The organism is Rania fehmarnensis, from assembly GCF_056494185.1.
In genome coordinates this window covers 240,578-253,914 of record NZ_CM151398.1, presented here as the reverse complement: position 1 = coordinate 253,914, position 13,337 = coordinate 240,578, and the positions used below count along the sequence as shown (strand labels likewise).

The 13,337-nt window shown below is 56.3% G+C and carries 10 protein-coding genes; 1 reads left to right on the top strand and 9 read right to left on the bottom strand.

All coding sequences use genetic code 11. The features are described from left to right. Positions 1–42: 42 nt before the first annotated feature. The 3 genes from feoB to SH573x_RS00875 are packed head-to-tail and all read right to left on the bottom strand — an operon-like array spanning position 43 to position 2,766. Entirely contained in the window at positions 43–2,256 is a 2,214-nt protein-coding gene (feoB, locus tag SH573x_RS00885) for a ferrous iron transport protein B (protein ID WP_479352404.1), read from the bottom strand. After that, positions 2,253–2,504 carry a FeoA family protein gene (locus SH573x_RS00880; RefSeq protein WP_479352403.1) on the bottom strand — a complete coding sequence of 84 codons (252 nt, stop codon included), beginning with the start codon at positions 2,502–2,504 and terminating at the stop codon, positions 2,253–2,255. Before SH573x_RS00880 ends, feoB begins: the two co-directional genes overlap by 4 nt. Positions 2,505–2,520: 16 nt before the next feature. After that, positions 2,521–2,766 carry a FeoA family protein gene (locus tag SH573x_RS00875; protein WP_479352402.1) on the bottom strand — a complete coding sequence of 82 codons (246 nt, stop codon included), beginning with the start codon at positions 2,764–2,766 and terminating at the stop codon, positions 2,521–2,523. A gap of 432 nt (positions 2,767–3,198) precedes the next feature. Here SH573x_RS00875 and SH573x_RS00870 point away from each other — a divergent pair, with 432 nt between their 5' ends. After that, a complete protein-coding gene (locus SH573x_RS00870; protein WP_479352401.1) occupies positions 3,199–4,239 on the top strand; it encodes a hypothetical protein in 1,041 nt (346 codons plus the stop codon). Between the two features lie 155 nt (positions 4,240–4,394). On the opposite strand, the gene SH573x_RS00865 is transcribed toward SH573x_RS00870, so the two are convergent. The 6 genes from SH573x_RS00865 to infB form a co-directional block, all read right to left on the bottom strand. Beyond that, complete coding sequence (locus SH573x_RS00865) at positions 4,395–5,645, bottom strand: hypothetical protein (protein ID WP_479352400.1); 1,251 nt, start codon at positions 5,643–5,645, stop codon at positions 4,395–4,397. A gap of 171 nt (positions 5,646–5,816) precedes the next feature. Next, on the bottom strand, positions 5,817–7,373 hold the full coding sequence (gene gltX, locus SH573x_RS00860; RefSeq protein ID WP_479352399.1) for a glutamate--tRNA ligase: 1,557 nt from the start codon (positions 7,371–7,373) through the stop codon (positions 5,817–5,819). Between the two features lie 575 nt (positions 7,374–7,948). Next, positions 7,949–8,695, bottom strand: a complete 747-nt coding sequence (locus SH573x_RS00855; RefSeq protein ID WP_479352398.1) for a YebC/PmpR family DNA-binding transcriptional regulator — start codon at positions 8,693–8,695, stop codon at positions 7,949–7,951. A gap of 48 nt (positions 8,696–8,743) precedes the next feature. Beyond that, positions 8,744–9,733 carry a hypothetical protein gene (locus SH573x_RS00850; RefSeq protein WP_479352397.1) on the bottom strand — a complete coding sequence of 330 codons (990 nt, stop codon included), beginning with the start codon at positions 9,731–9,733 and terminating at the stop codon, positions 8,744–8,746. Between the two features lie 66 nt (positions 9,734–9,799). Further along, complete coding sequence (gene rbfA / locus SH573x_RS00845; RefSeq protein ID WP_479352396.1) at positions 9,800–10,237, bottom strand: 30S ribosome-binding factor RbfA; 438 nt, start codon at positions 10,235–10,237, stop codon at positions 9,800–9,802. Between the two features lie 50 nt (positions 10,238–10,287). Further along, the gene (infB, locus tag SH573x_RS00840; protein ID WP_479352395.1) at positions 10,288–13,251 is read right to left on the bottom strand and encodes a translation initiation factor IF-2; all 2,964 of its coding nucleotides are present in this window, start codon (positions 13,249–13,251) and stop codon (positions 10,288–10,290) included. Positions 13,252–13,337: the final 86 nt, after the last annotated feature.

The window sequence follows — 13,337 nt, the reverse complement described above, 5'->3', positions numbered from 1 at the left end:
AAATGGTAGTCCAACGCTGCGTGACGGAGAGCTGGCGATCTGCTACAACCGCGAGCCGATTTGATAAACCAGCAGCGCGGCCACGTAGGCCAGGCCAGTCATGTAACCAAAGGTAAATATAGGCCACCACCACGAATTTGTCTCGCGGCGAATGATCATCAGCGTGGCAGCGCACTGGGCACACAGGGCAAAAAACACCATGATCGACAAAGCGACCGGCAGGGTATAAACCTTGCGACCATCGGGCCAGGTTGCATTCTGCAATGCCTCGCGCAGCCCGCTATCTTCGGCTTCAACGTCGCCGCCCAGCGAATAGATTGTGCCCAGGGTCGATACGATCACTTCGCGGGCTGGGAACGATGCCAAAACTCCCACTCCGATCTTCCAGTCCCAACCCAACGGTCTGACCACCGGTTCGATCGCGTGACCGGCTCGCCCTAAAAAACTATTCTCGACCAACTCGGCACTCATCTGCTTCTGTTGGGCTTGCAGGGCTTCGACTTGCTCGGGCGTAGCATCTTCGGGCAAACGTTCCAGTTGCGCAGCAACCTGATTCAGTGCCGTATGGTCACCAGGAAAATACCCGGCAGCCCAGATAAGTATCGATAACAAGAAGATCAAACTGCCAGCTCGCGTCACAAACGCCTGGCCGCGCTCCCACACGCGAAACGCCACCACGCGAATCGATGGCCACTTGTAACTGGGCAACTCCATCACAAAGGCTGGCGTGGGTCCGCGGAAAAATGTCTTCTTCAAAAACCAGGCTACCGGTACAGCCACTACCAAACCCACGACATGCATGCCCAGCAGCACGAGTGCCTGCAAACTAACCAGCCCACTTGCCCAGCTGATGTCAGGTACAAAGGCGCGCGTGAGCAAAATATAAACGGGCAGTCGCGCCGAACAACTCATCAGCGGCGCAACCAGAATCGTGACCATGCGATCGCGCCAGTTCTCGATCACACGCGTGGCCATAATTCCGGGAACAGCGCACGCAAAGGAACTCATCAGCGGTACGAAAGATTTACCGCTGAGTCCCAACCGCGACATCAGTTTGTCCATGACAAACGCGGCCCGCGACATGTAACCGCAATCTTCCAAAATGCCAATGAATAAAAACAAAATCAGGATCTGCGGTAAAAACACAACTACCGAACCGACCCCGCCGATGATGCCGTCGGTCATCAGGCTGCGCATCGCGCCAGGCGGCATGGCGCTAGCAACGCTGTCAACCAGCCCCTGCTGCGCCCATTCGATCCCCGTCATGAACCACACAGCGAACGAGTAGATGCTCTGAAAGACGATGAACATGATCAGTGCAAAGCTGAGCAAGCCCCACCAGCGATGCGTGAGCACACCATCGATGCGGTCGCTGGTGGTCGTCTCGGTTTGCTCCTGACGCACGACGCAATCTGCCAGTTGCCCGCGAATCCAGCCGTAACGAGCTTTGGTTTCGACAGCCGGCACGCGATGACCGGCTGCTGAAAGTCGCTCGCGAGCTTGCTTGAGTTCGTCGGCCAGACCAGCCAGTTCGCTATGCGCGGCATATTCACTTTCGGCTTGGCCTCCAACATCCAGTAGCATGCGTTCGATGATGAAGTCCGGAATCGATCGGGCAGCCCGCGTAGCCAGCCATTCTCGCAGCCGATCGCGTTCGGATATAAATTCGGCGGGCAATATATCGATCAACTGGGGACGGCCGGCGACCAGAGCATCTCGCACAGCCTGCTTAACTTCGACCACACCCTCATGACGACTGGCCGAAGTCGTCACGATCCGGACGCCCAGATTGCGAGCAAGCGCTGGAACATCGATCTCGACCGCACCAGCCACGCGATCCCACATATTGAGCACTAACACCGTGGGCAATCCGAGTTGTCGTACTTGAGTGAACAAGTACAGATTGCGTTCCAGGTTGGTAGCGTCAGCAATGACGATGACCGCATCCAATTTGGGAGCCGAACGCCGACCGAGCAGAATGTCGACCGACACGAATTCGTCAGGCGTGCGCGCCGACAAGCTATAGGTCCCGGGCAGATCGATGATGACAACTTCGCCCGCATCATCTTTATAGCGCCCAAATTTTTCTTCGACCGTGACACCTGGGTAATTGCCAATGCGCGTCGGCACTCCGCAGAGGGCACTAAAGAGCGTGCTCTTACCGGTATTGGGATTGCCAACCAAGGCGACGTGCACGATATCTGGAATCGAAGTCTTCGACGAAACCGAATTGATAGCTGCGGTTGAGTTACTCATGGGCGGCGGGCGTCCGTGATGCTTTCGGCCGACACCAAGACTCGTTGGGCTTCTTCTTTTCGCAGGGTCAAGCGATAGCCACGAACCGAGAATTCAATGGGATCACCCATGGGCGCGAAACCAACCAAGCGGATTTGTTCACCCTCGGTTAGCCCCATTTCCATCAGCCGCTGCGCAATCGCATCATTGCCCAACACATCCAAGATCGCAGCCGATTGACCTTCTGTGAGGTCCGCCAAAGTGGTCATGGATTGATGGACTATCTTATCCCACCGGGACCGCGACCAAGATATCGAGCAAGCCACCCAGTCGCAGCGACAGGCGTTTGTCATCCAGAGCCACCAAACACGGTGCACCTGGTTTGAGCATACGAATGGTAGCTCCAGCGCGGAGTCCCATTTCTTGCAGACGGTGAACTTGTCCCGATTCACCGAGCATTTCAACAATGCTAGCCGATTCGCCGGCTTTCAAAAGATCCAAAGGCAGGAGTGTGGAGGTGGGAGCGACCATGGTTACCATCTGGCGGTGCCGTGGAAGTGCGGGTCAAGCCAACATCGGGCTAAACAGTAATGTACACCCAAGTCGAATCGAGACTCAGTTGAATTGAGACTCAGTTTCAATATCGACACTCTTTTTATACACGCTTGACGTTGGGTTGGGAAGACAGAAGCGATTTTAATTTCGCAATTGCGTTGGCCGGAATGTTTTTCTACAGTCTGACGCGACTGGGGGGCACGCAGTGTGCGCCGTCGCGTGCCAAATGTCGCGGCTAGGCAAATTTTGCGGAATGGCTGGACTGTTTCGAAAAAGACAACCGATAACCATCGATGTCGGGTCACGGATAGAGCCGCAAGGGGGCCGAGGTTGCTCTGCAAACGGCTCGGCCGCAGCTAAACAATCAGAGCCGTTTCAACCCAACGATAAAAATTGAGGGATCGAGCCATGAGGATGGGCTTTGTAAATCGCAAATCAATTGCACCGCTGCTGATCGCTGTCAGCCTGGCTGCAGCTCCCGGTTGCAAGAGTGGTTGGAAGATGCCCAGCCCCAGCAATATGTGGCCTTGGAATCGTCAACCGTCGGCCGAAACGCTGGCCGGTACGCCCACCAAGCCAACGGTCGAGTCACCGTCAACCAAATACACGCCTGGCTCGATCGCCAGCGTCGCAGCAGGTACGACCAAATCAGCTACCACCACGCCATCGGCAACCGGCTCTGGTTACCCAACTGCTTCCTTCGCTTCGACGACTAGCAAGTCAACTTATGGCGGTGCGGCTAATGCCAACGGCTACCAAATCGGGCCCTATGGCATGAGTGGCCAAGCTGCAGCGCAGACACCACCGGCCAGCAGCACGGGCTATCCAGGTGGGGCTCAAGTTCCAACCAACGCTTATGCTGGAACGGCGGGCTTGCCCTCCAGCACGATGCCGCCCGCAGGCACTCCCAATACCAATAACCCCTATGCACCTCCAGTTACCCCCGCAGCTCCGCAGCTGGGTAACGTAGTAGGCACTCAGCCGAGCAATCCGTACTCGATGCCGAATGCTTCGCCGCAAGGTGGCTCGAGCATGCCACAATATCAACCCAATCTGCCTCCGGTTCCCGGACAAATGACTAACACAACTGTCGGTTTTCCGGCCAATCCTTACGGGGCAACTTCGGTTAGTTTGCCTCCATCGTCTTATAGTGCTCCCAACGCACCTAGTGCGGCAGCGCCTAACATGCCGCAACTGCCGCCAATGCCCGGCGGAAATGCGTACGGACCTACCAGTCCAGTGCCGCCCACGACCGGGGACGCCTATCGTCCAGGTTCCACCGGCCGCACCAACAACAACTACAACTTCAGCACCGGCAGTGCCACCGTTCCAGTTAACTCAGGTTCGTACACGCCGAGCCAACCAGCTCCTGCGAGCACTCCCAGTTACGGCAGCTTCCAACTGCCTCCCAATACAGCCAACGCTGGTGGACAACCGGTTGTACGCTAAGAACAACCGGGTCGGTCAGAAGCACGCATACCGCCATCCCTTTTAAGCCCCACAGCCTCTAAGGGAAAAACACCACACAACGCTAGTGACCATCCCACTAGCGTTGTTGGCGTTTATAGTCGATTCATCCACCGTCTGGCGACGGACGCTATGATTCACCTGCGCTGAATCGCGATATTCTGACCTTCGACCATCAGCTGTTCGGCTTGCACGATGCTGTGCGAGCCAGCGCGAACTGGCACACCACGAACGGTAATCTTGGTTTGTGGTTCAATCTTGACCTTCAAATTGTCTGCAGGCCCCAAGTCGACTAACTGTCGTTTCGAATCGGACTCGATCACCGCAATCGTATGTTCGGCACCTTTGACCGTCGTCTTGGTCACGTCCACAACTTGACCTTCGATCTTGGGGGCGCCTCGTGCGATTTGGATTTCTTTTTTGTCCGCCAGGCTGACACTCTCGGCAATCAAAATCTCTTTCTCGCCTACACGTTCTACTGGACCGGACGCCGTCAGTTGATCGCCCGACTTGTAACTGCGATTCTTCCACACTTCAAGCGGACCAAGATCGATGATGGTCACGCCTTGCTTGGCTTGCGTATCACTTAGACGCACGATCAGATTTTCAACGCCGTTGACTTTGGCAGCTTTGCTGGCAAAGATCTTGCCAGTGACCGTGTGACGGTTGGCATCCTCTGGAGAATCTGTTAACTCTTCTGCGGCTTGAGCTGTGCGTCGGTCATCAGCCGGAGTGAAATCGTAGCGATCGTAAACGTCGTAGCTGGCATTGTTGTCGGTATCGCGAAAGATGTTCAAACTATCGTAGAGACCATCATCATTGAGGTCGTAGTATCGAGTGGCTGAGCCGTAAACAGCATTGTCAGCTGCAGGCGCGCTATAGTACGTTGGACGGTAGGAGTAGTAGTCGTAGAACCAACCGGTCTCACCTGGGCCGTTGGGATTGATGTACCCATATCGCGTTACCGGCTGCGCATCGGTGCCCAGCGCATCTGCGGCATTGGTAGCCGTATTCAGCGCCCGCTCGGTCGCATTAACGGCAGCCCCGGCTGCGCGCGACAGACGTTCCCATGGAGTAACATTGTTGCGCTCGATCCAGGGATCGAGTTCATTTAATGCTTGCTGGTCATAGTATGGAGAACGATTATCTAGTCGTTGTTGCAGACGTTGTTGACGTTCTTGGCGTCGAGCCTGTCGATCTTCACGATTCTCTTGGCGGGCCTCTTGTCGGCCTTCCTGACGCTCGTCGCGAGTCTGCTCGTCGCGCTGTTGGCCGCGCTGTTGGCGAGCTTCTTCACGGGTTTCTTGACGGGTTTCCTGTGCTTGTGACCAGGGCCCTTGCTCTGCCATAGTGGCCAGAGCCAGCGCTAGCAAAATTCGCTTCTTCATGTTCAGTTCTCTCTGCGGGAGTACGCGATTGGCTGTAGCTCCACCCGTCAGCCTGATTGTCCAGACGACATGAATGAGCGGCGTTACAGCTGAAATGGAACTCTTTCGCAGAAAGCAAGCGACGTGCCCGGCCGGGCCACCAAGCACGCATTTAAATTTCAGATACAGGCTTCAGATACGGGCCAGGGCTCGAGCAATACGGGCCAATACTCGCTCGCGACCCAAAATCGCCAACGTGTCAAACATGCCAAAGCCGACTGCTTTGCCAGTTACTGCTACGCGCAGAGCGTGAATGATCTGGCCGATCTTGGCCCCGTTAGCTTCGAGGTAATTCTTGAGAGTTGTCTCGAGAGTGGCGGCGTCGAAGGCAGTAGCCATCTCTAGTTGCCCGACAAAGCCGCGGAGCAACTCGACCGCTTTAGGATCTTTGGTAAGGCGTTTTTCAAAGGCGGCCTGATCGTAAGGCAACTGGTCATCGCCCACGAAGAAGTCATCGAAATCCAGCACGTCACCCGCGACCTTAATGCGATCGGCGGCCGCGGTCAGTACCGCAGTCAGATATTCAGAGGTCGAACACGGAGGCGGGTCGCTGACCAAGCCGGCCTTTTGCAAGTACGGCAAACACATGGCGACCTTCTTTTTCATATCGAGCCGCTGCATCCAGCGTGCCTGAAAGGCGAGTAACTTCTGCGGATCGAAACTGGCCGGTGATTTAGTGACCCGCTCGAGCGTAAAGGCGGCGATCATTTGCTCGACCGTAAAGTCCTCGGTGCTGTCGTCCAAAGACCAGCCCACCAACAGCAAATAATTCAGAATGGCTTCGGGCAAGAAACCAATCTCGCGATAGAAATCGACGATCACAGGATTAAAAGTCTCGGCACTCACCGCCTGGCCGGTGCGTTGCATGATTCGGCACCCCAAAGTATTGAGCGCCGCAAAGTCCGGGTTTTTCAAATACTGGGCCAGTTTACGTTTGCTCAGTTTGGCAGTGCCACCAGGTTCCGCCACATAGGGCAAGTGCGCATAGACCGGCAGTTGATATCCAAGCGACTGCGCGATGAAGATCTGACGCGGAGTATTGGGCAAATGCTCTACGGCTCGCACCACGTGAGTGATCTTGAACGCTTCGTCGTCGACGACGCTGGCCAAATGGTATAGGCAAGTGCCATCGGGGCGCTGGACGACGTGATCCGCTTCGCCCGACCATTCGAATTCAACCTGTCCGCGAACCACGTCGTTAAAGATGCACTGGCCTTCGCGCGGCATCTTCAACCGCACGACGGCGGTACGCCCTTCGGCTTCGTAGCTTTGCGCCTGCTGGTCGGTCGTAGCCATCCAGCGTCGATCATAGAGAAAAGGTTGCCCTGTCTTCTCGGCTGCTGTGCGCAGTTCAGCCATTTCTTCGGTGCGCGCGTAGTCGCGATAGGCATGGCCTGAAGCCAGCAGTTGCTGAACCGCCGCCTGATAACTGGCCGTGCGCTGGGATTGAAAATAGGGTGCATGCGGCCCACCGACGACCGGACCTTCGTCCCAATCCAGTCCTAACCAACGAAAGCCTTCGAGAATCGGTTGCAGGGCTTCTTCGACGTTTCGCTGAGCATCCGTGTCGTCGATCCGCAACAGGAATTGACCTTGGCATTGCCGTGAGAGCAACCAGTTGAACAACGCCGTGCGCACACCGCCTATGTGCAGATAACCGGTTGGACTGGGCGCGAAACGCGTTCTCATCGTTATAGCCTTCAACAATCTTGGAGCAGATTTCTGCTCAGGGCCTTCTGATCAAAGTTTCTTCCGTAGAGCAGCTGTTCTCAGCTGCTCGGAACCCTCTAACCAATGCTTCTTCCGACCGACCAACGTTACAGGCAAGCGACTTGCCGAGTGCAACAGCGTAGAGCAGCTGTCCCCAGCTGCTCGGAACCCTCTAACCAACGTCTCTTCCGACTACTGGACCAACGTTACAGGCAAGCGACTTGCCGGGTGCTACAGCGTAGAGCAGCTGTCCCCAGCTGCTCGGAACCCTCTAACCAACGTCTCTTCCGACTACTGGACCAGCGTTACAGGCAAGCGACTTGCCGGGTGCTACAGCGTAGAGCAGCTGTCCCCAGCTGCTCGGAACCCTCTAACCAACGTCTCTTCCGACTACTGGACCAGCGTTACAGGCAAGCGACTTGCCGGGTGCTACAGCGTAGAGCAGCTGTCCCCAGCTGCTCGGAACCCTCTAACCAACGTCTCTTCCGACTACTGGACAAGCGTTACAGGCAAGCGACTTGCCGGGTGCTGAGCGGCTGGGGACAGCCGCTCTACTAGCCGCCCAGGAGAGGTTGGAGAGCGGCGTTGTCGAAGTTGAGGTTGGTCGACACCGTTTGCACGTCGTCGTGATCTTCGAGCGTTTCTAGCAGCTTCAAGACGGTCTTGGCCGTTTCGATATCGACGTCAACAGTGTTGAGGGCCACGCGAGTGATCTGTTTGACTTCCAGTTTCATGCCGGCCGCTTCGAGGGCATCGACGACTTCGGTAAAGTTCTCTGGAGGTGTGGTGACTTCAACTTGCTGGCCATTGGGCTGTACGTCCAAGGCGCCGTGTTCGAGGGCGACTTCCATGACTTGTTCTTCGCTGGCACCAGAGACGGTGATCAATCCGCGTCGTTCAAACATATAAGAGACACAACCGCTGCCGCCGAGGTTACCGCCGTGGACATCGAAGATCTTGCGAACTTCGGGGGCGGTGCGATTGCGATTGTCGGTCATGATCTCACACATGATGGCGACGCCGGCCGGGCCGTAGCCTTCGTAGAGAATCTCTTCGACGTTGCCGCCTTCGAGTTCACCGGTACCTTTTTTGATGGCCCGCTCGATGTTGTCACGTGGCATGCTGACGGCTTTGGCATCGTTGATCGCGGCCCGCAGGCGAAAGTTGGTATCGGGATCACCGCCACCAATTTTGGCGGCCACGATAATGTACTTGGATAGCTTGCTCCAAAGTTTGCTGCGTTTGCTATCGACTCGCGCTTTCTTGTTGGCGATGTTCGCCCAGTGAGAATGTCCGGCCATGATCGATTCGTCGTTTACCTGATTGCTTGATAACTAAGTATTTTCTGGTTACCTGGGCTTGCGTTTGGTGATCTTCTTGACCACTGGTTTCTTAGCAGCGGGTGCGGGGGCTTTGGTCTTGGTTGGCTTCTTGGGGGGCAGCGATTTCTTGGTCACCGTGGGCTTCTTGGTATCGCCTGACGGCTTGCTGCTCTTGGCATCTTTGGTCGGCTTGGCGGCCGGTTTGACGGCTTTGACTTCCTTGCTCTCCTTTGATTCCTTGGAAACCTTGGTGTCTTTGGTTTCTTTGGCCACTGGCTTGGGAGGCTCAGGTTTTTTGGGCTTAGCGGCAATAGCCGGCTTGGCCGGTGGCGGCGCGGGTTTGGGTTCCACTGGTTTGATTTCCACGCCGCCAGCTTCTTTCAGGATGGCTTTGATATTCTTGCCTTGTGGATTGACTTTATATTCGGCTGCCATTTGATGAATACAGGACGAGAACTCGTGCCCTTTGGATTTGGGGATAGCGCGTTCCAAACCAGGTGTTTGATGTTTGTCAGCTTCCGCTTGGGTGACAATGCCGGTCATCAACAGGATTTGCATGATCGAGGCGGAAACGGGAATGGTGTGTCCGCCAAAGGCATGTTGAGTAACGTAGCCAACCATGAAGTATGAAATGCCGCTAAACTTTTCCAGTTCGGCAATGGCCTTGCCCTGGTTCATTTTGCGCATCTCTTCCAGATCGAAGCTGTAACGAGTCTCAAAGAGCGCTTGCAGAACGCGTTTGAGTCGCACAGCGGCTGCCGTGGGATCGGGCAAGTTCCGCAGCGAATCAGCCAGTTCGGTCACGGTCGTCACGCGCACTTCATTGTGATCGACATACAGTTCGGGTAGACGCTGAAAGATTTCCTCAGCCGCTTCGTAAGATGCGTCTTCCACCAGCGCTGCAAACAGCAAGTGTTCAAGCACCGTGCGGTTTTCGCTGGCCGGCACCGGTTTGTAATGTTTCTTCAAAACCTTTTGCAGCAACTGGATGCGATCACCGCGGTTGGTACTACTCATGATTTATCTTTGGTGCTGAAGGTGGACGTGTGCGGTTTTGGAGCTTCGGATACCTGGGCTATTCAACTACGGATTCTCTGTGGTCTCGGGGCGATCTGGCTCTGAGTTATCTGGCTGATCGCGCTCTGCCTGATCGCGCACTTGCTGTTCGCGCTCTAGGCGTTCTTTGGCTAGTTCAGCCAGAATACGATCGACTTCCATGCTCTTCTTGACGCCGGTATCGAGGCTGAAGGTGAGCTTGGGGGTGTAGCGCGTATCGATGCGTTCGGCGATTCGGGATTGCAGAAAGCCCGAGCTGCTTTGAAGACCGCGCAGGCACAATTTCTGTCGGGTCTCATCGCCCATGACGCTCACGGAGACGGTGGCAGACTTCATATCGGGCGCCACTTCGACGCCCGTAACGGTAACGTTTTGCACGCGTGGATCACGCAGTTCGGTCAAGATCGCCATACTGACGACCTCGCGAATTGCTTCACCTGCTTTGAGCAATCGACGGCTGGACATTAGGTACACCTTTCTTTGATAACCCTTGGCGAGACAATGGTCATCAGTAATCAGGGACCGAGCGTCCGCGCGACTTCTTCAATGCGGTAAGCTTCCAACACATCGTTCTGCTTGAGATCGTTGAAGTTGGTTAGCCGAATACCGCATTCCATTCCGCGTGGTACTTCCTTGACGTCATCCTTGATGCGCTTGAGCGAATCGAGCGCGTAGTCACCGATGGTGCGACCATCGCGACTGACGCGAATGCGACAACCACGTTCGATCGTACCTTGAGCGACATAGCAGCCGGCGACCGCACCCACTCGCGAGATGTTGAAGACTTCTTTGACCAGCGCGCGGCCCAGTTCGACCACACGTTGCTCTGGACGCAGCCGACCTTCCAGGATGGCTTTGATGTCTTCGGCTAGCTTGTAGATGATGTCGTACCGTCGAATTTCGACGTTGCGATCATCGGCCAGGGCGCGAGCTGCTTCATCAGGAATGACGTTGAAGCCCACGATCACGGCTTGCGAAGCGCTGGCCAAGGTGACGTCAGCCACGCTGATTCCACCCACGCTCTTCTGCAGGATGCGAATATCGACTTCGGGATGATCCAGTTTGCTCAGTTCCTTTTCGATCGCTTCTAGCGAACCGCGAGCATCGGCGCGAATGATCAAGTTCAGCACCACGCGCTCTTCGGCTTTGCCCAGCTTGCCGGTCTGCAGCAGTTCTTGGAACGCTTCGAATGAAACCTTCGGTGAAGTTCCCGAGAGCGATTGAGCGCGGCTGTAGTTGGCGCGACCTTCGGCCAATTCACGCGCCTTGGCGATATCATCGATAACGTAGAACCGTTCACCAGCCGCTGGAGATTCATCCAAACCGGTGACGTTCAGCGGCATCGAAGGCCCGGCCGAAGCCAGTTGCTTGGCGGGATTGAGCGTATCGTACAAAGCTTTGATACGGCCGTAGCTGGTACCGCACAGCACGATATCGCCGGGTTTGAGCGTACCGTTCTGAACAACGATCTTCGCAATCACACCCTTGTCGGCAACCTGGCCCGATTCCAAACACACACCGGTAGCCGGTCGATTGGGATTGGCCTTGTATTCATTCAATTCAGCAATGGTGAGCAACGTTTCCAAGAGCTCATCCATACCTTGACCGGTGATGGCGCTGGTGCGGACGACTTCGACATCGCCACCCCATTCGCTGGGCGTCAGTCCATGTTCGGTCATTTGCGTCAGCACGCGATTGGGATCGGCGCCAGGCAAATCGATTTTGTTCATCGCGACGACGATGGGCACACCCGCAGCTTTCGCGTGGCTGATGGCTTCTTCGGTTTGCGGCATGATGCCGTCTTCCGCAGCGATGACGAGAACCGCAATGTCGGTCACGTTGGCACCACGAGCGCGCATTTCCGTGAACGCTTCGTGACCTGGCGTATCGACAAACGATATCACCTTGCCATCTTTACTGACTTGGTAAGCGCGAATGCTCTGCGTGATACCGCCCGCTTCGCCGGCAACGATGCGCGTACCGATCAAGTAATCCAACAGCGAAGTCTTGCCGTGGTCGACGTGACCGAGGAAGGTCACGATTGGCGGCCGTGAAATCAGTTGATCTTCTTCGTCAGTCTGCGCATCGATTTCCTTGATCACGTTTTCTTCCAGCGACTCTGGTTCGCGGAAGTCGAGATCGACACCCAGTTCGGCTGCGACCAATTGCGCGGTTTCGGAGCTGAGGCTGGTGTTGATGTTGGCATCAATGCCCATGCCTCTGAGTCTCAGGCTAACCTGCACGGCGGATACGCCGGCGGCTTCGGAGAAACTGCGAACGGTGCACGGCAACTGCAACACGACTTTATCCTTCCGTGGGGCGGCTGTATTGGTGCCACGACGATGCAACGTCTTGCCACCCGGTCCGCGACGACGATCGCCTTCTTCGCCGTCTTCAACCGTCTTGATGGCTGGGCGGCGGCGTTTGCGTTCATCGCGAGCGGCGGCGATGCCAGCTACACCCTTGCGAGATGTTTCTTCATCCTCATCGACAGTTCGGCCCTTCTTGCCTTTGGCCTTATCATCTGCGGCCTTCTTGAATTCGGTCAAACCGCCGGCGGCAGCAGCTGCTGGGGCCGGTCCGCGAGCGCCAGGGCGATCGCCCGGTCCACTGCCGGGCTGGCCCGGCTTGGGGCGACCACGATTGGTGTCACTGGACTGCTGTTTGTCGGGCAGAAGATTTTCCAGTGGAGCATCAGAACCCTTGCCTCGACCGGTAAGGATTTCGCGAGTCAGCTTGAACTCGGGCTTCTGAGGAGTCGGCTCGTTGGACTTGGGAGCCGCGACCGGGCCAGAGTTGCCTTTGGGAATCGAGGCCACGCGAATAACCGGGGCGCGCGGTTGCGAGGGTTTTTTACGCTCTTCGGTGGCTGCGCCTTTGCCGGTGGCGGGCGCTGGAGGCCGGCGCGACGACAAATTGCGAACCGGTCCACCCGAGGGCGGCGCGATATAATCTTCGCGCGTTATGCCATGCCGCTGAGGCCGATTATCGTTAACACGCGCCGCCGGCCGCACGGGCTCAGCAGGTAACTCGACAGCTTCTTCAGCTTCGATTTCAGCTTCGATTTCAACTTCTGCCTCAACCACCGGCGGCGGCACTTCGGGCTCAGCAGGCTTGGGTGCAGCAGTACGCGAGGGTGGAGCGGGAGGTGCAGCAGGGGTAGGCACAGCAGGAGGAGACTTGGCAGCCGGAGTGGCTGGCTCTTCTTTTTTAGGAGGTGGAGAAATTGGAGGTAGAGCGACGGGTTCACGAATGGGTGCACCAATACCAGCAGGGCTAGCGCCGCGTGCTCCGCCGCTTGAACCCGCTTCGGGAGATGCGCTACCGGCAAGGTGCTTGCGAATGCGTGCGACCTCATCGTCCTCAAGGCTGGCTAGCGCCGAACCCTTGTTGGCGATGCCTATCTTAGTGCATAGGTCGACTAAATCTTTGCTATCTAGCTTCAGCTCTTTGGCGAGCGCATAAATACGGACTGGCACGTGGAGGTGTTCCTCGCAATTTCAATCAAGCGGTCCAAAAACGCGGACAGGCATCTCACAGTTGCTATGCTTGTCCATGCTCGACA